We start from the raw sequence: 22,172 nt of genomic DNA on the forward strand, positions 1-22,172 counted from the left end.
GCTGAGGCGTCGCCTCTGTGACGTCCTGGTCCATTGCCGAACGGCGTCGGACGTCACAGCGGGGACGTCGGTTCCGCGGGACGAGAGGGGTCCGCCAGTGCATAGGCGGAACAGCTCTCGCACCGTGTGATGAAGTTGTGCCGGCACTCTCGGACGTGCTCGAGGAACGCTTCCGCGGCGTCGAGCTCCGCCCGCTGCCTGCGGATCGCCTCGAGACGAGCGGCGATGACGCCGTCGCGCCCCTGCTCGTCGCGGTGCAGGATGAGGCGGATCTCCTCGAGACCCAGCCCGACGGACCGGCAGGATCGGACGACCTGCAGTCGGCGCACATGCTCCTCGGTATAGTCGCGATACCCTGCAGGGGTCCGGTCCGGCGTGATGCCGCACGCGTCCTCCCAATGACGCAGGACGTGGGTCGCGACGCCGAGGCGCCCTGCGGCCTCCCCGATCCTCATGACACCGTGCTCCTCACGTTCCCGCACCTCTTGCCTTCATGTCGACATGAAGGTCTAGCGTAGCGCGCATGACCGACCTCCCCGCCCCGCCCGAGCGCATCCCGATCCTCGGCACCGAGATCGCGACCTCCGTGCTCGAGCCCGAGACCGGCAACCCCGCCGGTGACGTCGTGCTCTGCCACGGGACACCGTGGTCGGCGGAGACCTGGCTGCCGGTGGCCCGAGCGCTCGCACGGTCGTTCCGGGTCTTCCTGTGGGACATGCCGGGGTACGGGAGGTCGATCCGCGGATCCGATCCGCCGGTCGACCTCGTCCATCAGCGCCACCGTCTCACTGCGCTCATCGATCACTGGGATCTCGATCGACCCCACGTCGTCGCGCACGACATCGGCGGTGCGGTCGCTCTCGGATCCCATCTGCTCGACGGCGCCGCCTTCGCCTCGCTCTATCTCCTCGATGTCGTCGCACTCGACCCGTGGGGCTCGCCGTTCTTCCGACTCGTCTCCGAGCACCACGAGGTGCTCGCCGCACTTCCGGAGAATCTGCACGCCGCCCTCGTCCGGGAGTACATCTCCGGCGCCGGCGGCGACACCCTCACCCCCGCGCGAGTCGAGGAGCTCGCCCGACCGTGGTGCTCGCCGCGCGGACAGGTCGCCTTCTACCGGCAGATCGCCGCACTCACTCCGGACCACACCGCGCCCATAGTCGCCCGACTCGCTGAGACCCGATGCCCGGTGCACATCGGCTGGGGCGCGGACGATTCCTGGATCCCCGTCGCCCAGGCGGCCGAGCTCGCCGGCCGGTTCCCCGGGCAGCCCGGCGTCACGACCTTCCAGGGGACCGGCCACCTCGTGCAGCTCGAGGCGCCGACCGAACTCGCTCTCGACCTCCGGCGATGGCTCGGGACCCTGCCGAGCTGACCGTCCGCCGTGAGCCGAGACGTCCCCGCTGAGACGTCCCCACGGGGACGTCGCAGCGGGCCTCCCCACCCGGACCGGATCGCCGTCCCCGTGCGTTCGCGATGCCGGCGGCTCCGCCGGGCGATGGGCGTCACCCCCGCCGCCTATCGGCGTGCGTTCGGACACTGATCGTTCGCACACCGACCGGCCCCGCGCGCCCCCGTGCCGCACGCGCCGGAGGATCTCCGCCTACGCGGCGGACCCGCGCGCCCGGATCCGCGGGTACACCCGGCGGAGGAGCCGGACCCACGGCGACCAGCGGGGCGGGCCGGTGACCCCAGCTGCGCGATCGAGGAGGTCCTCGAGCACGGCGTCGTGCAGCGGACCGACGAGCACCGCCCATTGCAGACGCCGCCACGGGCCGATGCGGAGCTCGAGGTCGTGCACGAGGCGGCTGCCGCGGGCGGAGGGGACGACGACGAACCGGTGGAAGCCGCGCCAGTGCCGCGAGCCGAGGATCGAGTCGAAGGCGAAGGTCACCGCATCCGGTGAACGCTCCGTGCAGTGGTAGCGCACCGGGCCGTGCCCGCCCGCCGCACCGACGAGGGGCGGGCCGTCGAGGCGCATGGGGAACCACAGGTGCACAGGCCACAGCCCGTCGTCCCGGGTTCCGAGCGTCGACAGCAGCGCCGCGACCTCGGCGGCGGGCCGGTCGAGGTCGCGGGATTGCCGGTTGCGGACCCGCACGGTCTCAGCCCTCGCGCGCCGCGAGGTCGAGCAGCATGACGTCGGAGCTCCCGTTGCGGCCGATGACCGCGAAGCCGAGCTCCTCGTACAGGTGGCGGGACCCGTTGCCGTCCTCGACGGCGAGGCTGATCGCCCGGACACCGGTGAGCCCGGCCATCTGGATGAGCGTCTGCAGGAGGCGGCGGCCGAGCCCCTCGCCCTGCGCCTCGGGCAGGACCGCGATCGAGAGCTCGGGGATGTCGTCAGCGACCCAGCCGAAGCCGGGCTTCTCCCCCATCGTGCGGATCCAGATCGCTCCGAGCGCCCGCGGCTCCGCTCCGGGTGCGGGCGCGTGGTCGCCGTCGGCTCCTGCCCCGGGCTCTGCCGCCAGCGCCATGACGCCGAGGTCACCGACCCTACCCCAGCCCTCGATGTAGCGGTTGAGGTGATCGTCGGCGCGGATCGCCTCGGCGTCGACGGGCGGGCGGTCCATCGACCAGCTGCAGCAGAGCTCGAGGAACGGCAGGAGGATGTGCTCGCCGTCGGACGGGACCGGAACGATGCGCATGCGGGGACTCCTCGGGACTGGGTGCGAGTACGCCCATCATCGTATCCGCGCCCGGGACCGAGGTCCGTGCGAGCGGGCCGCGCTCGCTCTCAGCTGCGGGCTTCGGCGCGACGGATCCAGCCGTCGTCGCGGACCCGCCAGCCCAGGCTGACCGCGCGGAACGCGACGAAGCCGATCCCGAAGCACGCCCACAGCACGTGGACCGTCGGCCACTGCGTGAACACGAGGAGGAGCAGGACTGCGTACCCGAGCAGCGCCCCGAACTGGGCGAGCGCCAGGTATCGGGCGTCCTCGGCTCCCATGAGCACACCGTCGAGGGTGAAGACGTACCCGGCGATCGGCATCCCGGCGGCGAGGATGAGAGCGAGCGTGCCGATGAGGGCGGCGACCTCGGGATCGCCGGTGAACACCGCACCGAGGACCGGGGAGGCGGCGGCGAGCAGCACGCCGACGACCACCCCGAAGCCGATCCCCCACTGGATGAGCCGCCGGTTGATCGCCGCCACCCGCTCCCGCCGGCGGTGCCCGAGCTCGAGGCCGATGAGCGCCTGCCCGGCGATCGCGAGCGAGTCGAGGACGAGGGCGAGCGCGTTGAACAGCGTCTGGATGACCTGGATCGCGGCGAGCTGCACGGTGCCCAGACCGGTGGCGAGCACGATGAGGAGGATCATCGCAGCGCGCAGCGAACCGTTGCGCACGAGCAGCCAGCCCGAGGTGCGGGCCGCCCGGATGACGCCCGCCCAGTCCGGGCGCAGCGAGGCCCCGGTGCGGCGGGCGGCGCGGACGGCGATGACGAGGTAGATCGCGCACATCCCGAGGTGGGCGATGAGCGTGCCGAGCGCGGACCCGGCCACGCCCATGTCGAGACCGTAGATGAAGAGCGCGTTGAGCCCGATGTTGGAGAGGAAGCCGCCGGCGGCGACGTAGAGCGGGGTGCGCGTGTCCTGCAGCCCGCGCAGCAGCCCGGTCGCGGCGACGACGGTGAGCATGAAGGGCAGCCCCCACCAGGAGATCGTGAGGTACGCCGAGGCGCCGGCGGCCACCTCGGGCGTGGGATCGAACCAGCCGATCGCCGTGTCGATGAGCGGCAGCCCGATGACGAGCAGGACGCCCGAGGTGATGAGCGCGAGCCAGATCCCGTCGAAGCCGGCGCCGATCGCGCCCGGGTTGTCACCGGCGCCGAGCCGGCGGGCCACGCGCGGGGTCGTCGCGTAGGCGAGGAAGATCATGAGGCCGAGGACGGTCTGGAGGATCGTGCTCGCGATCGCGAGCGAGCCGAGCGCCTCGGGCCCCAGGTGCCCGACCATCGCGGTGTCGGCGAGGAGGAACAGGGGTTCGGCGGCGAGCGCCCCGAGTGCCGGGACGGCGAGCCTGAGGATGTCCCGGTCGAGTGCACGCATGACCACCATCGTAGGACCGGGATGCCTGGACGGGCACGTCAGGCCGGGCTGGTAGGGTCGCCCCCGTGAGAACGGTCGACAACGCACGCACCACCGACACCCGGGCCGGTGCCTTCCAGCGGCACCTGCCCCTCCTCGCCACCGAGGTCATCTGCCTCGCCGCGGTCGTGGTCTCCGTGCTCACCCGGCAGTGGTCCGACATCATCATCCCGGCGCTGCTGATTCCCGCCGGTCTGGTGCCGCTCCTCCTCGAGCACTGGGCGCGCACCCCGATCCCCGCGTGGCTCCAGGGGCTCTACGCGGCGCTGCTGCTCTCCGGCCCGTTCCTCGGCAGCCACCTCCACTTCTATGCGGTGTGGGGACTGTGGGACACCGTGGTCCACTTCTACTCCGGCATCCTCATCGCGCTCGGCACGGTCTACGCGCTCGGCATCGCCTACCGGCGGACCGATCTCATCACCCCACCATGGTTCGAGGCCGTCGTCGTCATCGCCGTGAGCGGCCTCGTCGCGCTCCTGTGGGAGATGTCCGAGTTCACCGCGGACATCGTCGTCGGGACGAACGCGCAACGGAACAACACGGACACGATGGTCGACCTCGTCGCGGGCACCTCGGCGGCCCTCCTCGTCGTCATCCCGCTGCTCCTCCACCGCCGGCGCGGGTGGTTCGCGGCGTTCGGCTCCCTCGTGTGAGCCGGCCCGCCCGGAGGGGGCCGTTCGGAATATCTCGCTCCGCGCGGTGTTGTGCCCAGTGGAAGCCGCAGCCTCATGGTCCGCGGAGCCCCGGCCAGATCACGGGTGACGGACCGGTCCGCTGCGGGACATCTCGGCGCCGGGTCCGGCGCGGAAGGAGAACCCCATGACCGACACTGATCGCATCGTCATCCTCGGCGGACACGGCAAGATCGCCCTGCTCGCCGCCCCCAGGCTCACCGCGGCCGGGTTCACCGTCGACTCCGTCATCCGCAAGGAGGACCAGCGCGATGACGTCAGGGAGGCCGGCGCGAATCCCGTCGTCCTCGACATCGAGACCGCGACCGAGGAGGACCTCGCCAAGCAGTTCACGGGGGCGAAGGCCGTGGTGTTCTCCGCCGGCGCCGGCGGGGCCGACCCGCAGCGCACGCACGCGGTCGACTACGAAGCGGCCGTGCGCGCGATGAAGACCGCGCAGCAGGCCGGCGTGCAGCGGTTCGTCATCGTCTCCTACGTCACCGCGGGGATCGACGTCGACCGGCTCGAGGAGGACAACTCCTTCTTCCCCTACGCCAAGGCCAAGCACGACGCCGACGCCCACCTGCGCGAGACCGAGCTCGACTACACGATCCTCGGCCCCGGCCGCCTCACCCTCGACCCGGCGAGCGAGCAGATCCAGGTCGTCGACTCCCACGGCGAGGCCGAGGGCCGCACGCTCACCGACGAGGAGAAGGTCACCTCCCGCGACAACGTCGCAGCCGTCATCACCCACGTCCTGCGTGACGGTGCCGGAGTCCGGGAGACCGTCAACTTCTTCGACGGGTCCACCCCGATCGCCGAGGCGATCCGCTGAGACCGGGCGCACGAGGAGTGTAGGACTTCCGGCGGAGGGTGGTGGCGTTGATGCCACCACCCTCCGTCGAAAGCCCTACAGTCCGGTCGGCAGGCGGGCCAGCGCTCAGAACAGGGTGCTGATCCAGCGGCGGGTGTCGGCGGGATCGATGACGTCGTCGACGTCGAAGAACATCGCCGCGGTCATCGCCCGGCCCTGCTCGTAGGACTCCGCGACGAGCTTCTCGTAGAGCGCCTCGCGCTCGGCCGGGTCCTCGACCGCGGCGAGCTCCTTCGAATAGCCCAGGCGCACCGCGCCCTCCAGGCCCATCGGCCCCATCTCCCCGCTCGGCCAGGCCACGGTGAAGCGGGTGGCGTGGAAGGAGCCGGCGGCCATCGCCATCGCGCCGAGCCCGTAGCCCTTGCGCACGACGACCGCCCCGAACGGCACGCTCAGCCCCGCCCCCGTGGTGAAGAACCGACCGAACGCGGTGACGCCCGGCTCGTGCTCGGCCTCCGGGCCGACCATGAACCCGGGGGTGTCGACGAAGGACACGACAGGGATCCCGTGCGCCTGCGCGGTCTCGAGCAGCCGCACGAAGGAGTTCGCGGCATCGACGTCGACCGCCCCGCCGAGGTGGTGGTTGTCGTTGGCGATGATTGCGATCGGCCGGCCGGCGACGAGCGCGAAACCGGTGATCGCGCCCGGTGCATGATCCGGGCGCAGCTCGAGGAACGTGTCCGCATCGACGACGCTGCGGATCACCTCGCGCATCTCGTAGGCGCGCAGCCGGTCCCCGGGGACCACGGCCCGCGCGCGCTCGGGATCCGGGGCACCGGAGTCCGCGGCCGAGGCGCCCTCCTGGGTATCCGGGGACACGGCACCCGGCCCGGCACCGCCGTCCCCCGCCGGCACGAAGTAGCGGAGGTACTGCTGGGTGGCGGCGACCGCCTCCGCGTCGCCGGCGACGAGCACGTCGATGACACCGCTCACGGTGTGCACGCCGACGGGTCCGATGTCTTCCGGCCGGTAGCGTCCCAGGCCGCCGCCCTCGACCATCGCGGGTCCGCCCATCCCGAGGTTCGCGTCCTCGGTGGCGATGATGACGTCGCACACCCCGGCGAGCGCAGCGTTGCCGGCGAAGCACCGCCCGGACACGATCGCGACGAGCGGCACCCGGCCCTTGAGCCCGGCGAGGGCGGCGAAGGTGTGGACGTTGAGGTGGGCGCCCGGGGCCCGGTCGGTGTCGCCGGGCCTCCCGCCGCCGCCCTCGGCGAACAGCACCACCGGCAGCCACTTGGACGCCGCGACCTGGATGAGCCGGTCGGTCTTCGCGTGGTTGCGCGAGCCCTGGGTGCCGGCGAGCACCATGTAGTCGTAGCTCATGACGACGGCCTCGAGCGGCCCGCTGGGCGTGTCGACGAGTCCGATCCCGCCGATCAGTCCGTCGCCGCTCGTGCGCGCGATGAGGTCCTCCAGCGAGCGCCTGGCCATCTGGGCGGCGATGACGAGCGGCCCGTACTCGACGAACGAGCCGGGCACGAGCAGGTCGTCGAGGTTCTCCCTGGCCGTCCGCCGCTGCCGGGCGTGGATCTTCTCCACCGCTTCCGGCTTCGCCTCGTCGAGCACGTCGGCATGCCTCTGCACGACCTCGTCGACGAGCGGGTGCGCCTCGTCACCGGCGGCCTCCGCCTGGGCGGCGGGGTCGTCGGAGGTCCGCACGAGGAACACCGGGTCACCGGCTGCGACGGTGTCCCCGACTGCGACGAGAGCGCGCGCCTCCGCATGGGCCGGTGCCGGGATCGGGTGGTGCATCTTCATCGCCTCGATGAGCCCGAGCTCACCGGGCCGCGCCTCGAGGGACACGATCGTGCCGCTGAGCGGGGCGGCGACGAGCTCCTCCCCCGGCCCGGGTGCGGGCGCGGTGCGAGCCGTTCCCGAGGCGCCCTCGGCCGACGAGGCGCCCGCACCTCCCGGCGCACCACCGGAACCGGTGCCGGCGCCGCCCGCACCACCGTCCTCCGCCGCGAGCTCCGCGGCCCGGGCGACGAGCGCTCCCATGTGCTCGTCGATCCACGTCGTGTGCGCCTGGCCGAGCGGCGCGCGCTCGAGGACGGCGCGGAGGAACGCGGTGTTCGTGTCCAGCCCGGTGCAGCCGAGCTCGGCGAGCGCGCCGGCGGTCCGGCGCTCGGCGGCCTCGAGACCCGGCCCGTGGGCGATGACCTTGGCGATGACGGTGTCGTAGAGGGCGCCCACACGGGTGCCGCCGCGCACCCAGGTGTCGACGCGGATCCCGGGCCCGCTCGGCAGGTCGAAGCGCTCGATCGTGCCGGTCGCCGGGTGCACGGTGCCCTCGGCGGCGAGGGTCTCCGCGGCCACCCGCACCTCGATCGCGCTGCCGGCAGGCTCCCACGTCATGTCCTCGGCCACGCCGTGGACGGCGAGGTCCTCACCCAGACCGAGCGCGATCTGGCAGGCGACGAGGTCGAGCCCGGTCACCGCCTCGGTGACGGTGTGCTCGACCTGGATCCGCGGGTTGACCTCGAGGAGCACCCAGTCGTCGTCGGCGACGAGGAACTCGACGGTGGCGAGCGACAGGTAGTGGAGCGAGTCGAGGAGCTTCTCCGCCGCCCGGTGGAGGTCCGCACGCAGGTCTGCGGACAGTCCGGGGGCCGGGGCGAGCTCGACGAGCTTCTGCCGGCGGCGCTGCAGCGAGCAGTCGCGGTCGCCGAGCGCGTACACGCCGTCGGGGGTGCCGATGCACTGGACCTCGATGTGGCGGGCTGCGGGGAACCAGGTCTCGGCGAACACGCGCGCGTCCCCGAACCCGTGCTCGGCCTCCGCCGCACAGCGCGCGATCGCCGGTTCGACGTCCTCCGGGGAGGTGACGACGGCGATGCCGCGCCCGCCCCCGCCGGCGAGCGCCTTGATCGCGATGCCCGCCGGGTGCCGCTCGAGGAGCTCGAGGGCCGGCGCCGCGGTCTCGAGGACCCCGGTCGCCTCGGCGACGGGGATGTCGAGGGCGGCCGCCCGGTCCTTCGTCGAGGTCTTCGTCCCGGCGATCTCGAGGACGTCGGCGGACGGGCCGAGGAAGGTCAGTCCCGCCTCGTGGCAGGCGTGGGCGAACGCGGCGGATTCGGCGAGGAACCCGTAGCCGGGGTGGACGAGCTCGGCCCCCTCGTCGACGGCGATCCGGATGAGCTGCGCGATGTCGAGATAGGCGCGCGGACCGATCCCCTCGAGCTGCCGGGCCGAATCGGCGAGCCGGACGTGGAGGCTGTCGGCGTCGTCGGCGGGGTGGACGGCGAGCGTGCGCAGCCCCTGGTCCTGCGCGGTGCGGATGATGCGGGCGGCGATCTCGCCCCGGTTCGCGACGAGCAGCGTGATCATGCGGTGGGCAGCTCCTTGAGCAGGTCGACCTTGCGGATCTTGCCGGTCGCGGTCATCGGCATCGTGTCGACGACGACGACCTCGGGCACCTTGTACGACGCCATCTGCTCCCGCGCCCAGTCCCGGATGCTCTCCGGCGTCGCCGCGGAGCCCTCCGTGAGCTCGACGAAGGCGACGGGCCGCTGCCCGGTCTCCGGGTCCTCGCGCGGGGCGACGGCGACCCGCACGACGTCGGGGTGGCCCTTGAGGAAGGATTCGACCTCGGCGGGGAACACGCTCATCCCCTTGACCTTGATCATCTCCTTGGTCCGGGCGAGGTACGTCAGCGCCCCGTGCGCGTCGAACCGGCCGGTGTCCCCGGTGAGCAGCCAGCCGTCGACGAGCGTGTCGCGGCTCGCCTCGGGCCGGTGGTAGTAGCGGGTGAGGACGGAAGGCGAGTGCACGAGGATCTGCCCGGTCTCCCCGACCGGCACCGGCGCGAGGTCGGCATCGACGACGACGATCCGGGTGCCGGGCACCGGGTAGCCGCAGTAGATCGGCTCGGCACGCAGGTCCTGGTCATCCGCATCGAGGCCGAGGGTGAAGGTGTCGGCGGTGTGCGTCTCCGTCATCCCGTAGGACGCCTCGCGCAGCAGCACGCCGGTCGCCTCCCGCCACTGTCCGCGCAGCTCCGGGTCGAGTTTGCGCACGAAGCTCACCGCAGTGCAGTTGCGCAGCGAGGACGTGTCGGCGCCGGCGAACCCGGGCAGCTCCATGAGCTCGACGTAGTTGTCCGCCGGCGCCACGATCGAGGTGACCTGCTGGGAGGCGATGAGCTCGAGCGCGACCTCGGGGTGCCAGCGGGTCATGAGCACGACGGTGGACCCGTCGACGAGCGGGTTGAGCATGCACATGTCCTCCCCGGCGATCCAGAACATCGGGAGGAAGCCGAGTGCCACGTCTCCACCGGCCCCGGGGGTGCGCCCCTGGCCCAGGAGCGCGCTCACCGCGGTGTAGACCATGTGGCCCTGCGTGTGCTCGCAACCCTTGGGCATGCCGGTGGTGCCGCCGGTGTAGTTGAGCGCGGCGAGCGCGTCCCGGTCCGCCGGCACCGGGTCGGCCGGCGGGCTGTCGATGATCGCCTGCCAGTCCGAGGGCTGCTCCGGGTCGATCGCACCGAACGGGGCGCGCGGCACCGGTTCGCCGTCGATCATGTCCGCCATCCGGGTGTAGGCGACGGTGAGGTCGGGATCGACCCCGTCCGCACCGCGCACCGCGTCGAGGAGCGGGGCGAACTCCGGGTGCGCGAGCACCACGCCGACCCCGGCGTCGGCGAGCTCGTAGGCGAGCTCGCCGGCCTTGAACAGCGGGTTGATCGGCACGTACACGGCGCCGAGGCGGAGGATCCCGAGGAACGCGATCGTCAGCTGCGGGCAGTTGACGAGGTACGCCCCCACCCGGTCGCCGGCGCGCACGCCCTGGGACCTGAGCCACCCGGCGAACGCGGCGGCCGAGCGCTCGAGCTCCGCATAGGACACATCGCGCCCGTAGAAGTGGATGGCGACGGTGTCCGGCCGCTCCACCGCCCACTTCTGCGTGTAGTCGGCGAGCACCGCACCGGGCAGCGGCTCGCTGTACTCCCGGGGGACCTCGGCCGGCCACAGGTCGCGCATCCCGGCGAGCTCCTCGGCCGCCGCCTCCCACTGCTCATGCATCGGTGTCCGGGTCATCTCAGCCGTTCTCCGCCTGCTCGGCACCGACCTTGCGCATCTCGCGGCGCAGGATCTTGCCCGATGCGGTCTTGGGCAGCGCGTCGATGAAGTTGATCTGGCGCGGTGCCTTGTAGGAGGCGAGGTGCTCGCGGCAGAACGCGACGATCTCGTCCTCGGTGATCTCCGCGCCCGGCTGCAGGCTGATGAACGCGACGACGTTCTCACCGCGGTACTCGTCGGGGACGCCGACGACAGCGGCCTCGAGGATCGCCGGGTGGGTGTAGAGGACGTCCTCGACCTCGCGCGGCCACACCTTGAAGCCCGAGGCGTTGATCATGTCCTTCTTGCGGTCGACGATGAACACCCAGCCGTCGGGGTCCATGAAGCCGACGTCGCCGGTGCGCAGCTCCCCGTCGGGGATGTTCTCCGCGGTGGCCTCCGGGTTGTTGATGTACTCCAGGGACACCATGGGGCCGCGCACGCAGATCTCGCCGACCTCGTTCGGGCCGACCTCCTGGCCGTTCTCGTCGAGGATCCGCAGCATCACGCTCGCCAACGGCAGGCCGCAGGACAGGTTGCCCGATTCGGGGTCGACGGGGGCACGCAGGTGGCGGGGCACGACGACGCACTGGGCGGTGGTCTCGGTGAGTCCGTAGCCCTGCCCGATGTAGTGCCCGGTGCGGTCCTCGAACTTCTTGACGATCGCCTCGGGCAGCGGGGCGCCGCCGGACATGATCGCGGTGAAGGAGTCGAAGGCGTCGGAGGTGAAGTCCGGGTGCGCGAGCAGCGCCATGTAGGCCGTCGCCGGGCCGGCCATGTACTGCGGCTTGTCGGTGCGGAACGTCTGGAGCGCGGCCGCGGGGTCGAAGCGGTAGTTCATCGACAGGGCAGCACCGCAGGCCGCGGCGGCGAGGAACTGGCACACGAACCCGGTGATGTGGAAGACGGGGGCGAGGGTGAAGATCGTCGCGGTCTCGTCGAAGCCCTGGTAGTCGCGCAGCATCTGGGCGTTGACGGACAGGCCGCGGTGGGTGACCGCCGCGCCCTTCGAACGGCCCGAGGTGCCCGAGGTGTAGCCGATGATGCCGACCGAGTCGGGGGTGAGCACGGGGTCCGGCACGGACTTCCCGTCGTGCTCTGCGACGACGGTGGCGAAATCGGGCTTCCCGGTGTCGTAGGAGTCGGCGAACATCCCGAAGATCCGCTCGTCGTCCGTGCGCTGGTAGTCCTTCTCGTTGCAGGTGACGACGATCGGCATGCCCTCGGCGTAGGGCTTGACGCGGTCGAGGTAGGCCGCGGCGGACACGACGAGCGCCTTGACCCCGGCGTCGGAGAACACGTGGGCGAGCTCGTCGCGGTACATCGGGTTGAGCGGCACGACGACGCCGCCGGCCTTCCACGCGCCGTACACCGCGACGTAGTAGTGGGGGACGTTCTGGAGGTAGACGCCCAGCCGGTCGCCGGGCTCGAAGCCCTGGTCGACGAGGTAGGCGGCGAAGGCATCGACCATCCGGTCGAGCTCGGCCCAGGTGGGCTCGTAGCCGTAGTACTTGATCGCGGGTCGGTCGGGGAAGCTCTCCACCGCGCGGTCGAAGAGCGCGAGGGTGGTCGTCTCCTCGATCTGCTTGTTCAGCCGCTCGTCGTCGGCGACGGTCTTCAGCCAGGGGCGGGTTTCGAAGAAGCTCATGGTGGTCATTCCTTCACGTCGATGTGATCGGATCAGCGGTTGGGGCGGGGAGGGCGGACGACCGGGATCGACCGGCGCGCGCCTGGGACGCAGCGATGGGGATCGTGGTGGTGCAGTGGGCAGGGGCCGAGGGAGGCCCGGGGCGGGTGCGTCGACGCACCCGCCCCGGTGAGGGTGGATCAGGCGACCTCGAACAGGCCGGCGGCTCCCATGCCGCCGCCGATGCACATCGTCACGACGACGTACTTGACGCCGCGGCGCTTGCCCTCGATGAGGGCGTGGCCGACGAGCCGTGCTCCGGTCATGCCGTAGGGGTGGCCCACGGAGATGCCGCCGCCGTCGACGTTGTACTTCTCCGGGTCGATCCCGAGCTTGTCGCGGCAGTACAGCGCCTGCACGGCGAAGGCCTCGTTGAGCTCCCACAGGCCGATGTCGTCGACGGTGAGGCCGTGGCGCTCGAGCAGCTTCGGGATCGCGAACACCGGGCCGATGCCCATCTCGTCCGGGCCGCAGCCGGCGACCGCGATGCCGCGGTAGATGCCGAGCGGCTCGAGGCCGCGGCGGGAGGCCTCGGCGTCGGACATGAGCACGGAGGCCGACGCGCCGTCGGACAGCTGCGAGGCGTTGCCGGCGGTGACGGTCGGGTTCTGCGAGGCCACGCCCGGGGCGAGCACCGGCTGGAGCTTGGCGAGGCTGGCGAGGTCGGTCTGCGGGCGGTTGCCCTCGTCCTTGCTCAGGGTGACCTGCTTCTCCGAGGTCTCCTTCGTCTCCTTGTCGACGACGATCTGCGTCGACTCGAGCGGGACGATCTCGGCGTCGAAGCGGCCGGCCTCCTGCGCGGCGGCGGTGCGCTGCTGGGAGGACAGGGCGTACTCGTCCTGCGCCTCGCGCGACACGCCGTAGCGCTCGGCGACGATCTCCGCGGTGTTGAGCATGGGGAGGTAGATCTCCGGCAGGTTCTCCACGAGCCACGGGTCCTTGGCGCGGAAGGTATTCTGCTTGTCGTTCTGGACGAGCGAGATCGACTCGACGCCGCCGCCGACGGCGATGTCCATGCCGTCGTGGACGATCTGCTTGGCCGCGGTGGCGATCGCCATGAGGCCGGAGGAGCACTGGCGGTCGAGCGTCATGCCGGAGACGGTCACGGGCAGGCCCGCGCGCAGGAGCGCCTGGCGGGCGACGTTGCCGCCCTGCGCGCCCTGCTGGAGAGCGGCGCCGAGGATGACGTCCTCGACCTCGCCGCCCTCGAGCCCGGCGCGCTGCACGGCGTGCTTGATCGCGTGGCCGGCGAGCTCCTGGGACTGGGTGTTGTTGAATGCGCCGCGGTAGGCCTTGCCGATCGGCGTGCGGGCGGTGGAGACGATGACTGCATCAGTCATGAGAGGTCCTCTCGTTGGTCGGACCGGCGGAGCGCCCGCCGGCCGGCGGCGGCCGGAGCCGCCTATGGGTCATGCTGTCAGATCGATGAGCGGAGCGAGCGCGCGCCGCTGGGCGGCGGCGTGTCCGAGGATGAGCTCGTCGGCCTTGGCCCGCTTGAGGTAGAGGTGCAGCGGGTACTCCCAGGTCATGCCGTTGCCGCCGTGGAGCTGGACGGCCTCCTCCGCGGCGTGGACCGCGGAGGTCGAGGCGTAGGAGCCGGCGACGAGCGAGCACAGCTCGACCTCGTCCTCCGTCTGTTCCCCGGCCTGCCAGGCGGCGGCGACGCGGGCGGCGTAGATCGTGGCCGCCCCGGTCTGCGAGACCTCGAGCCAGAGATCGGCCATCCGGTGCTTGATCGCCTGGTAGGAGCCGATCGCACGGCCGAACTGGCGGCGTCCCTTGATGTACTCGAGCGTGAGGTCGAAGGCCCGCTGGGCCACACCGTACTGCTCGGCGGCGAGGATGATGCGACCGAGGATCTCGGCGGTCCTCACGGCCTGCGCGGCCTGCTCGCCGCGTCCGAGCACCGTGGCCGGTGCGGACTCGAAGGTCACGTCGGCGAGGCGGCGGGTCTGGTCGAAGCTGAGGAACGCCTCGGTGCGCACGTGCTCGGCCGCGACGAGCGCGACGACGGTGTCGGAACCGGTGCCGGCGACGACGAGGTACTCGTCGGCACCCGCACCGTCCATCACCCCGGCGACGGTCCCGGACACGGTGGCGGAGTCCCCGTCGCCGTCCACGGTGAGCTCGGCACGGATCTGCGGGGAGGACGCCGTGAATGCGATCGCGGCGAACGATTCGCCGGCGGCGAGCCGACCGGCGAGGTCGCCGGCGCGGACGCCGACGGCCAGGGTGGTCGCGAGCACGCCGGAGCTGAGGAACCGCACGGGCGCGACGGCCCGGCCGATCTCCTCGGCGACGACTGCAGCCTCGGCCGCGCTCGCTCCCGCTCCCCCGAGGTCCTCGGGCACGAGCAGGGCCGCGAGGCCGAGCTCCTGGGCCCAGGCCCGGTCGAGTCCGGAGGTGTCGGTGTGCGGGTCGTCGTAGAGCTTCGCGACGGACTCGGCGTCGCTGCGGTCGGTGAAGAGCTTGCGGACGCTGGACCGCAGATCCTCTTCGACTTCGCTGGGCAGGAGATCGATATCGGTCATTTCGGAAGGTCCTTGAATGCCACGTCCTTGTCGACCCGGTGCTCACCGGGCAGACCGAGGACTCGTTCGGAGATGATGTTGCGGATGATCTCGCTCGTGCCGCCCTCGATCGAGTTGCCCTTGGCACGCAGGTACCGGTAGCCGGGGATCCGGCCGGTCATCGAGTACTCGCTCGGGCGGCGCATCTCGTAGGTGTCGTAGCGCAGGCCGTCGACGCCGCGCAAGGTGATGTCGAGGCTCGACAGCTCCTGGTTGTTCAGGGCGAAGGAGAGCTTGGCGCCCGAGCCCTCCGGTCCGGGCTGACCGGCGGCGAGCTTCTGGCTCAGCCGCTCCCCCATCATGCGGGCGACCTCGACCTCGACCCACAGCTCGAGCAGGCGGTCCTGGAGCAGCGGATCGCGGTACTCCGGGTGATCGCGCCACGCCTGGGCGACGACGCCGATCATCCCGCCCTCGCGCGGGGACCCGCCGCCGATCGCCACGCGCTCGTTGTTGAGCGTGGTGTTGGCGACCTTCCAGCCCTGCCCGGGTTCGCCGAGCATGTTCGCCGCAGGGACCTCGACGTCGGTGAGGAACACCTCGTTGAACTCGGCCTCGCCGGTGATCTGGCGCAGCCCGCGGACCTCCACGCCGGGGGCGTGCATGTCGATGAGGAAGTAGCTCAGGCCCTGGTGCTTGGGCACGGAGGTGTCGGTGCGGGCGACGAGGATCGCCATGTCGGCGTTCTGCGCGCCCGAGGTCCACACCTTCTGGCCGCTGACCTTGTAGACGTCGCCCTCGGCGACCGCACGGGTCGCGACGGCGGCGAGGTCGGAGCCCGCGCCGGGCTCGCTGAAGAGCTGGCAGAAGATCGTGTCGAGGGTGTAGATGTCGCGCAGGATCTTCTTCTGCTCGGCCGTGCCGTAGGCGACGATCGTCGGGCCGGCCATGCCGAAGCCGATCGTGTTGCTGCCCCTCGGCGGCGTCTCGAGCCCGGCGGCGGCGACCTGCTGCGCGGCGTACTCGCGCAGGCTGGTCGACACCCCGAGGCCCCCGTCGCCGGCCGGGAAGTTCACCCAGGCCAGGCCGTGGTCGTAGAGGACTCCGTAGCGCTCACCGGCGCTCATCCCGTCCGTCGTGGCGGCCTGTGCCGCCGCGACCGCCTCGTCGATGCGCCGCTGCTGGGCGCTCAGGGGTTCGGTGCTCAATTCTTCGGCCCTCCTGCGACGTAGATGACCTGGCCGGACACGAAGCCGGCGCCCTCGCTGGCGAGGAAGGAGGCGGTGTGGGCGATGTCCTCGGGCTTGCCGGTACGGGCGACCGGGATCTGCTTCGCCGCACCCGCGGTGAAGTCCTCGAAGGAGATCCCGACCCGCTCGGCGGTGGTCTTCGTCATGTCGGTCTCGATGAAGCCGGGGGCGATCGCGTTCGCGGTCACGCCGAACTTGCCGAGCTCGATCGCGTAGGTCTTCGTCAGGCCCTGGATGCCGGCCTTGGCCGCGGAGTAGTTCGCCTGACCGCGGTTGCCGAGCGCCGAGGTCGACGACATCGAGATGATGCGCCCGAACTTCTCCTCGACCATGTGCTTCTGGCACGCCTTCGTGATGAGGAAGTTGCCGGTGAGGTGGACGCCGAGCACCACCTGGAACTCCTGCGGGGTCATCTTGAACAGCATGTTGTCCTTGATGATGCCGGCGTTGTTGACGAGCACGGTCGGCGGGCCGAGGGTCGAGGCGACGGAGGCGACGGCCTGCTCGACGGCGGCCTCGTCGGTGATGTCGGCGCCGATCGCCGTCGCCTCGCCGCCGGCGGCGACGATCCGGTCGACGACCTGCTGGGCGTCCGCCTCATTGAGGTCGAGGACGGCGACCTTCATGCCGTCCGCGGCGAGCCGTTCGCTCACGGCGGCACCGATGCCGCGGGCTCCGCCGGTGACGATCGCTGTGCGCTGGGTCATGGGTTTCTCCTTCGAATGCTGGTGGAAGTCGGTGGTGCCGCGGCCCCGACGATGGCCGGGACCGCGGCTGCGGCGGTGCTCAGGAGCGGTACTTCTTGAGCTCCTTGCGGGCGATCGTCATCTTGTGGACCTCATCGGGTCCGTCGACGATCCGCAGGGTGCGGGCGTGGGCGTACATCTCCGCGAGCGGGAAGTCCCCGGTCACACCACCGCCGCCGTGCACCTGGATGGCCCGGTCGATGACGTTGAGGGCGGCCTTGGGGGCGGCGACCTTGATCTCCGAGATCAGGGTGCGCGCCTCCTTGTTGCCGACCTTGTCCATCATGTCCGCGGCGTGGAGGGTGAGCAGGCGGGCCTGGTCGATCTCGACCCGGGATTCGGCGATCCAGTCCTGGATGTTCGCCTTCTCCGACAGCTTGGTGCCGAACAGCACGCGGGACTCCGCCCGGCGGCACATGAACTCGAGGGCGCGCTCGGCCATGCCGATGGCCCGCATGCAGTGGTGGATGCGGCCCGGGCCGAGGCGGGCCTGGCTGATCGCGAATCCCTCGCCCTCGCCCTTGAGGACGTCCTTGGACGGCACGCGGACGTTCTCGAAGAGCACCTCGGCGTGGCCCTCGCGGTCGTCGTAGCCGAACACGGTGAGGTTGCGCTTGACGGTGACGCCGGGGGCGTCGATCGGCACGACCATCATCGACTGCTGGCGGTGGGTCTCCGCGCTCGGGTCGGTCTTGCCCATGACGATGAGGACCTTGATGAACGGGTGGCAGCCGTTCGAGGTGAACCACTTGCGGCCGTTGAGGACGTACTCGTCGCCGTCCTTCTCCATCGTCATCTCGATGTTCGTGGCGTCCGCGCTCGCGACGGCGGGCTCGGTCATCGCGAAGCCGGAGGCGATCTTCCCGTCGAGCAGCGGACGCAGGTACTTCTCCTTGTGCTCCTCGGTGCCGAAGAGCGTGAACACCTCCATGTTGCCGGTGTCCGGGGCGTTGCAGTTCGTCGCCTCCGGGGCGAGGTGGATCGAGCGGCCCATGATCTCGGCGAGCGGGGCGTACTCGAGGTTCGTCAGGCCTGGGCCCCACTCCTCGTGCGGGTGGAACAGGTTCCACAGACCGCGCTTGCGGGCCTCGACCTTGAGGTCCTCGAGGATCTGCGGCTGGGTGTGCGGACTGTCGGCGGCCGCCATCTGCTCCTCGTAGACGGATTCGGCCGGGTAGACGTGCTCGTCCATGAAGGCGAGCAGGTCCTCGCGGTACTTCTTGGCGCGTGCGGTCTCTTCGAACATGGTCACTCCTGTGTGGGGTGTCGGGTGCGTCAGCGGCTGGGGTGATGGGTGTCGGGTGCGTGGTGGACGGCGCCCGTCGGCGGGCTGCTCAGCTCGTGGATCCGCCGGCGAGCGTGCGGCGGTAGCGGCGCATGCCGCGCAGCCAGCGGTCGTAGTCGGAGCCCTTCATGCGGTACATGTCGAGCACCTCGGGGTGCGGGAGGATGAGGAAGGTCTCGGATTCGACCGCGGCGAGCACGACCTCGGCGACCTCGGCGGGCTCGAGCACCCGCCCGGCAGACGTCACGGCCCTGTTCGCCGTCCGGTCCGCCGCGTCCGCGGCGCGCTCCCCGCCGGTGAGCAGCGGGGTGTTGACGCCCATCGGGCACAGGCAGGAGACGCGGATGCCGTCGTCGCCGTAGGTGATGTTGAGCCACTCGGCGAAGCCGACGGCCGCGTGCTTGGTGGTCGAGTAGCCGGCCTGGCCGATCTGGGTGAGGAGTCCCGCAGCCGATGACGTGGACACGAAGTAGCCCTCGCCGCGGGCCTGCCAGCCGGGGATGAGGGCCTTGGCCGCACGGATGTGGGCGCGGACGTTGATGTCGAACACGCGATCCCACTCGTCCTCGTCCTCGCCGATCCCGGTGGGGCCGACGATGCCGGCGTTGGCGAAGTAGAGATCGACGGGCCCGTGGGCGGCCTCGGCGGCGGCGAGGAGCTCGGTGACCCCGTCGGCGGCAGCGACGTCGCCCTGCCAGGAGGCGGCGCCGATCTCCTCGGCGACCTGGCCGACGGTGGGGGCGATGTCCGCGATGAGCACGCGCGCGCCGCGGCGGATGAGCTCCTCCGCGAGGGCTCGCCCGATCCCGCCGGCGCCGCCCGTGACGACTGCGGTCTTCGAGTTCACATCCATGTGGTTCCTCTCCGATTGAAAACGGTGACGTCCTTGTGACCGACCTCACCATCTATCTATAGTTGAGGCAGGCCTCAATTTCAAGCCTGACCAAACATTCGTTCGTCACGAATTCATCGACACCGATCCAATGGAGGGCCGGATGGGCGCCAAAGCCGAGCGCACCCGAGCGAACCTCGTGCAGGCCGCGCGCGCCGTCTTCGCCGAACAGGGGTACTTCGACACCAAGCTCTCCGACATCACCGACCGCGCCGGCTGCTCGACCGGCACCCTCTACACGTATTTCCGCAACCGCGAGGACATCCTCGCTGCGATCATCGAGAGCGCCTACACCCCGGTCCTCTCCCCCGACCACTCCGGTGAGGTCGTCCTCGACCGGGTGTCGCGGATCCGGCGGGCCAACCGCGAATACATCGAGTCCTACCGGGAGAACGCCGACCTCATGGGGCTCATGGACCAGGTGGCGCACGTCGATGCCGGCATCCGCGAGGTGCGGCTGCGCCGGGCGCGGGCCTTCGTCGAACGCAACGCCCAGGGCATCGCGAAGCTCCAGGAGACGGGGGCGGTCGACCCGCACCTCGACCCGCTGCTCGTGTCCCAGGCGCTGTCCTCGATGGTGAGCCGGATGTGCTTCCACATCTTCGTCGATGATCGCGAGAACCCCCGCTTCCGCACCTCGCAGGGGATCGATGAGCTCGTCGACACGCTCACCACGCTGTGGGTCAACGCGCTCGGGCTCAGCGCCGAGCCGGACGCCGACGCCCGCATCTGCACCACCGGAACCCGCCCCACCGACTCGTCGGCACCTGCCGACACCCGTCCCACAGACATCACCGTCCCGACAGGAGTCTCATGACCGCACCCGCCCCCTCGACCGCCTCCGCAGCGCCGCGGAACCCCGTCGACGCCTTCATCGCCAATGCCGCAGCGGACCCGAGCGCCGTCGCGGTGCGCGGGCCGCGGCGGGCCGACCGGGTGGAGCTCACCCGCGCCGGCCTCGTCACCGCGATCGCCCGGGCCGCCGAGCGGTTCTCCGCCGCCGGTCTCGCCGCCGGGGACCGGATCGTCCTCATCGCCCCGACCTGCCCGGAGTTCCTCGCGGAGTTCTTCGGCGCGCAGGCGCTCGGGATCGCCGTCGTCGCGGTGAACCCGCTGTCCACCCAGCGCGAGCTCGACTTCTTCATCACCGACTCCGGCGCCCGGCTCGTCCTCGCCCACCCGGCCGTCGCCGAGGCCGGACGGGCATCCGCCTCGACCACGGGGACCCGCTTCGAGACCATCGAGCTGCTCGCCGGCGACCCCGAGCCGGTCAGCGATCCGGCGGACTTCGCACCGCTGCCGCGCGACCCCGGCGATCTCGCCGCACTGCTCTACACCTCGGGCACCACGGGCAGGCCCAAGGGTGCGATGATCACCGTCGGCAACCTGCTCGCCGTCGCCGAGGTCGGCCGGCAGATCTCCGGCATGGGGCCCGAGGACCGCTCGGGCACCGCGCTGCCGCTGTTCCACGTGTTCGGGCTCGCCTCGGTCGCGACGGTGTCGCTGACCAGCGGCGTGCCGCTCACCCTGCTGCCGCGGTTCGACGCCCGCGAGCTCTACGACACGATCATCGACGACCGGCTCACCGTGGTCGCCGGGGTGCCGACGATGTGGAACGCGATCCTCCGCGTCGAGTCGGACCGGGTGCCCACGACGCTGCGGCTCGCCCTGTCCGGCGGCGCCTCGATCGCCGTGGAGCTCATGCGGCAGTTCGAGACCCGGTTCGGGGCGCAGATCGCGGAAGGGTACGGGCTCACCGAGACGAGCGCCTTCGGCACCTTCAACCCGTGGAACGGGCGGATCGTCCCCGGCTCGGTCGGGATCCCGGTGCCGCAGCTCGAGGTGCGGGTCGTCGGCCCGGACGGCGCGGACTGCGCCGTCGACGAGGTCGGCGAGGTGTACCTGCGCGGCACGATGGTCATGGCCGGGTACTGGAACAATCCCGAAGCGACCGCGGCGGCCTTCGACGAGCACGGCTTCTTCCGTACCGGGGACCTCGGCCGGCTCGATGCCGACGGCTACCTCTCCATCGTCGACCGGATCAAGGACCTCATCATCCACGGCGGCTACAACGTCTACCCGCGCGAGGTCGAGGAGGTGCTCTACGAGCATCCGAAGGTCCTCGAGGCCGCCGTGATCGGGAGCCCCGACGAGCACTACGGGCAGACGGTGACCGCGGTGATCACCCCGATGCCCGGGCAGACGCTGACGGAGGCCGAGGTCGAGGCCTTCTGCCGCGAGCAGCTCGCGGCCTACAAGATCCCGCGGATCATCCGGTTCGTCGACGCCCTGCCGAAGGGCCCCACGGGGAAGATCCGCAAGCGCGACATCACCCCCTGAGACCGCAATTTCAAGAGGTTCCTGAGAGCATTTCCGCCGTTCTCCGCAATCTCAACCGACCCGATCGAGATCGCAGAATCGTGCGGATCCGTTCACAGGAACCGCCTGAAATCGAGTGGTCAGGTCTCGTCGATGTCGAAGCGGTCGACGTTCCCGGCCCCGACCCGGCGGACCACCGGGGCGCCCTCGGTGAAGTCGACGACGGTCGTCGGGACGACCCCGGGCACGCCGGAGTCGATGATGATGTCGACCTCGTTGCCGATCTCGTCCTGCACGTCCGCGGCGTGGGTGAGCGGGTCCTCCGCTCCGGGCAGCAGCAGGGTCGAGGACAGGATCGGTTCGCCGACGTCCCCGACGAGCGCGAGTGCGGTGCGGTTCTCCGGGATGCGTGCGCCCACCGAGTGCTTCTTCGGGTGCATCATCCGCCGCGGCACCTCCTTCGTGGCCTTCATGATGAAGGTGTACGGCCCGGGAGTGAGCGACTTGATCGTGCGGAACGCGGAGTTGTCGACGATGACGAACTGCCCGAGCTGGGCGAAGTCGTCGCACATGAGCGTGAAGTGGTGCTTCGAATCGAGCTTGCGGATCCGCGTGATCCGCTCGATCCCCTGCTTGTTCTCCAGCGCGCAGCCGAGCGCGTAGCACGAGTCGGTGGGATAGGCGACGAGCCCTCCGGAGGCGATGACCTCGGCGACCTTGCGGATCAGGCGGGGCTGCGGGTTGTCGGGGTGGATCTCGAGTATTTCAGCCATACGTCATGGTAACCGCAG

At 71.0% G+C, this 22,172-nt stretch carries 19 protein-coding genes; 5 read left to right on the top strand and 14 right to left on the bottom strand.

Annotated elements, in window-relative coordinates; translation table 11 throughout:
* Positions 1–53: 53 nt before the first annotated feature.
* Positions 54–455: a MerR family transcriptional regulator gene (locus tag FDF13_RS12860; RefSeq protein WP_137319990.1), complete on the bottom strand. Its 402-nt coding sequence runs from the start codon at positions 453–455 to the stop codon at positions 54–56.
* 68 nt (positions 456–523) lie between these two features.
* Here FDF13_RS12860 and FDF13_RS12865 point away from each other — a divergent pair, with 68 nt between their 5' ends.
* Positions 524–1,375, top strand: coding sequence for an alpha/beta fold hydrolase (locus tag FDF13_RS12865; RefSeq protein WP_137319991.1), 852 nt, complete (start codon positions 524–526; stop codon positions 1,373–1,375).
* 228 nt (positions 1,376–1,603) lie between these two features.
* On the opposite strand, the gene FDF13_RS12870 is transcribed toward FDF13_RS12865, so the two are convergent.
* The 3 genes from FDF13_RS12870 to FDF13_RS12880 all read right to left on the bottom strand — a co-directional run bounded on the left by FDF13_RS12870 (position 1,604) and on the right by FDF13_RS12880 (position 4,048).
* Positions 1,604–2,101 carry an SRPBCC family protein gene (locus FDF13_RS12870; RefSeq protein WP_137319992.1) on the bottom strand — a complete coding sequence of 166 codons (498 nt, stop codon included), beginning with the start codon at positions 2,099–2,101 and terminating at the stop codon, positions 1,604–1,606.
* Between the two features lie 4 nt (positions 2,102–2,105).
* The gene (locus tag FDF13_RS12875) at positions 2,106–2,648 is read right to left on the bottom strand and encodes a GNAT family N-acetyltransferase (RefSeq protein WP_137319993.1); all 543 of its coding nucleotides are present in this window, start codon (positions 2,646–2,648) and stop codon (positions 2,106–2,108) included.
* A gap of 89 nt (positions 2,649–2,737) precedes the next feature.
* A complete protein-coding gene (locus tag FDF13_RS12880) occupies positions 2,738–4,048 on the bottom strand; it encodes an MATE family efflux transporter (protein ID WP_137319994.1) in 1,311 nt (436 codons plus the stop codon).
* Positions 4,049–4,113: 65 nt separating this feature from the next.
* Here FDF13_RS12880 and FDF13_RS12885 point away from each other — a divergent pair, with 65 nt between their 5' ends.
* Both FDF13_RS12885 and FDF13_RS12890 read left to right on the top strand, forming a co-directional pair.
* Positions 4,114–4,740 (top strand): hypothetical protein, encoded by a 627-nt coding sequence (locus FDF13_RS12885; RefSeq protein ID WP_137319995.1) that lies wholly within the window; start codon positions 4,114–4,116, stop codon positions 4,738–4,740.
* A 166-nt stretch (positions 4,741–4,906) separates the two neighbouring features.
* A complete protein-coding gene (locus FDF13_RS12890) occupies positions 4,907–5,593 on the top strand; it encodes an NAD(P)H-binding protein (protein WP_137319996.1) in 687 nt (228 codons plus the stop codon).
* 105 nt (positions 5,594–5,698) lie between these two features.
* On the opposite strand, the gene FDF13_RS12895 is transcribed toward FDF13_RS12890, so the two are convergent.
* The 9 genes from FDF13_RS12895 to FDF13_RS12935 all read right to left on the bottom strand — a co-directional run bounded on the left by FDF13_RS12895 (position 5,699) and on the right by FDF13_RS12935 (position 19,023).
* Positions 5,699–8,962, bottom strand: a complete 3,264-nt coding sequence (locus FDF13_RS12895) for a carboxyl transferase domain-containing protein (protein ID WP_137319997.1) — start codon at positions 8,960–8,962, stop codon at positions 5,699–5,701.
* Positions 8,959–10,671: an AMP-binding protein gene (locus tag FDF13_RS12900; protein WP_217494863.1), complete on the bottom strand. Its 1,713-nt coding sequence runs from the start codon at positions 10,669–10,671 to the stop codon at positions 8,959–8,961. Before FDF13_RS12900 ends, FDF13_RS12895 begins: the two co-directional genes overlap by 4 nt.
* A gap of 1 nt (position 10,672) precedes the next feature.
* Positions 10,673–12,340, bottom strand: a complete 1,668-nt coding sequence (locus FDF13_RS12905) for a class I adenylate-forming enzyme family protein (protein WP_137319998.1) — start codon at positions 12,338–12,340, stop codon at positions 10,673–10,675.
* A 179-nt stretch (positions 12,341–12,519) separates the two neighbouring features.
* Positions 12,520–13,719 carry an acetyl-CoA C-acyltransferase gene (locus FDF13_RS12910; RefSeq protein WP_137319999.1) on the bottom strand — a complete coding sequence of 400 codons (1,200 nt, stop codon included), beginning with the start codon at positions 13,717–13,719 and terminating at the stop codon, positions 12,520–12,522.
* 69 nt (positions 13,720–13,788) lie between these two features.
* On the bottom strand, positions 13,789–14,910 hold the full coding sequence (locus FDF13_RS12915) for an acyl-CoA dehydrogenase family protein (RefSeq protein WP_137320000.1): 1,122 nt from the start codon (positions 14,908–14,910) through the stop codon (positions 13,789–13,791).
* A complete protein-coding gene (locus tag FDF13_RS12920) occupies positions 14,907–16,097 on the bottom strand; it encodes an acyl-CoA dehydrogenase family protein (RefSeq protein ID WP_137320001.1) in 1,191 nt (396 codons plus the stop codon). The genes FDF13_RS12915 and FDF13_RS12920 overlap by 4 nt, the downstream gene beginning before the upstream one ends.
* Positions 16,094–16,846 carry an SDR family NAD(P)-dependent oxidoreductase gene (locus tag FDF13_RS12925; RefSeq protein WP_137320002.1) on the bottom strand — a complete coding sequence of 251 codons (753 nt, stop codon included), beginning with the start codon at positions 16,844–16,846 and terminating at the stop codon, positions 16,094–16,096. Before FDF13_RS12925 ends, FDF13_RS12920 begins: the two co-directional genes overlap by 4 nt.
* 79 nt (positions 16,847–16,925) lie before the next feature.
* Positions 16,926–18,131, bottom strand: coding sequence for an acyl-CoA dehydrogenase family protein (locus tag FDF13_RS12930; RefSeq protein WP_217494864.1), 1,206 nt, complete (start codon positions 18,129–18,131; stop codon positions 16,926–16,928).
* 88 nt (positions 18,132–18,219) lie between these two features.
* Positions 18,220–19,023 carry an SDR family oxidoreductase gene (locus FDF13_RS12935; protein ID WP_137320004.1) on the bottom strand — a complete coding sequence of 268 codons (804 nt, stop codon included), beginning with the start codon at positions 19,021–19,023 and terminating at the stop codon, positions 18,220–18,222.
* Positions 19,024–19,165: 142 nt separating this feature from the next.
* On the opposite strand from FDF13_RS12935, the gene FDF13_RS12940 reads away from it, so the two are divergent.
* Positions 19,166–19,879, top strand: a complete 714-nt coding sequence (locus FDF13_RS12940; RefSeq protein ID WP_217494865.1) for a TetR/AcrR family transcriptional regulator — start codon at positions 19,166–19,168, stop codon at positions 19,877–19,879.
* Positions 19,876–21,402, top strand: a complete 1,527-nt coding sequence (locus FDF13_RS12945; RefSeq protein ID WP_137320006.1) for an AMP-binding protein — start codon at positions 19,876–19,878, stop codon at positions 21,400–21,402. Before FDF13_RS12940 ends, FDF13_RS12945 begins: the two co-directional genes overlap by 4 nt.
* A 119-nt stretch (positions 21,403–21,521) precedes the next feature.
* Here the strand turns inward: FDF13_RS12945 and FDF13_RS12950 are convergent, their stop codons facing one another.
* Positions 21,522–22,154: an L-threonylcarbamoyladenylate synthase gene (locus FDF13_RS12950; RefSeq protein WP_137320007.1), complete on the bottom strand. Its 633-nt coding sequence runs from the start codon at positions 22,152–22,154 to the stop codon at positions 21,522–21,524.
* Positions 22,155–22,172 lie beyond the last annotated feature (18 nt).

It is taken from the genome of Brevibacterium sp. CS2, assembly GCF_005280295.1.
Classification (GTDB): Bacteria; Actinomycetota; Actinomycetes; order Actinomycetales; family Brevibacteriaceae; genus Brevibacterium; species Brevibacterium pityocampae.

Coding starts and splice junctions, on each gene's coding strand:
- FDF13_RS12925 (WP_137320002.1), bottom strand. CDS start 16,846: ATGACCCAGCGCACAGCGATCGTCACCGGCGGAGCCCGCGGCATCGGT.
- FDF13_RS12930 (WP_217494864.1), bottom strand. CDS start 18,131: ATGTTCGAAGAGACCGCACGCGCCAAGAAGTACCGCGAGGACCTGCTC.
- FDF13_RS12865 (WP_137319991.1), top strand. CDS start 524: ATGACCGACCTCCCCGCCCCGCCCGAGCGCATCCCGATCCTCGGCACC.
- FDF13_RS12895 (WP_137319997.1), bottom strand. CDS start 8,962: ATGATCACGCTGCTCGTCGCGAACCGGGGCGAGATCGCCGCCCGCATC.
- FDF13_RS12860 (WP_137319990.1), bottom strand. CDS start 455: ATGAGGATCGGGGAGGCCGCAGGGCGCCTCGGCGTCGCGACCCACGTC.
- FDF13_RS12940 (WP_217494865.1), top strand. CDS start 19,166: ATGGGCGCCAAAGCCGAGCGCACCCGAGCGAACCTCGTGCAGGCCGCG.
- FDF13_RS12935 (WP_137320004.1), bottom strand. CDS start 19,023: ATGGATGTGAACTCGAAGACCGCAGTCGTCACGGGCGGCGCCGGCGGG.
- FDF13_RS12945 (WP_137320006.1), top strand. CDS start 19,876: ATGACCGCACCCGCCCCCTCGACCGCCTCCGCAGCGCCGCGGAACCCC.
- FDF13_RS12915 (WP_137320000.1), bottom strand. CDS start 14,910: ATGACCGATATCGATCTCCTGCCCAGCGAAGTCGAAGAGGATCTGCGG.
- FDF13_RS12880 (WP_137319994.1), bottom strand. CDS start 4,048: ATGCGTGCACTCGACCGGGACATCCTCAGGCTCGCCGTCCCGGCACTC.
- FDF13_RS12910 (WP_137319999.1), bottom strand. CDS start 13,719: ATGACTGATGCAGTCATCGTCTCCACCGCCCGCACGCCGATCGGCAAG.
- FDF13_RS12890 (WP_137319996.1), top strand. CDS start 4,907: ATGACCGACACTGATCGCATCGTCATCCTCGGCGGACACGGCAAGATC.
- FDF13_RS12905 (WP_137319998.1), bottom strand. CDS start 12,340: ATGAGCTTCTTCGAAACCCGCCCCTGGCTGAAGACCGTCGCCGACGAC.
- FDF13_RS12875 (WP_137319993.1), bottom strand. CDS start 2,648: ATGCGCATCGTTCCGGTCCCGTCCGACGGCGAGCACATCCTCCTGCCG.
- FDF13_RS12900 (WP_217494863.1), bottom strand. CDS start 10,671: ATGACCCGGACACCGATGCATGAGCAGTGGGAGGCGGCGGCCGAGGAG.
- FDF13_RS12950 (WP_137320007.1), bottom strand. CDS start 22,154: ATGGCTGAAATACTCGAGATCCACCCCGACAACCCGCAGCCCCGCCTG.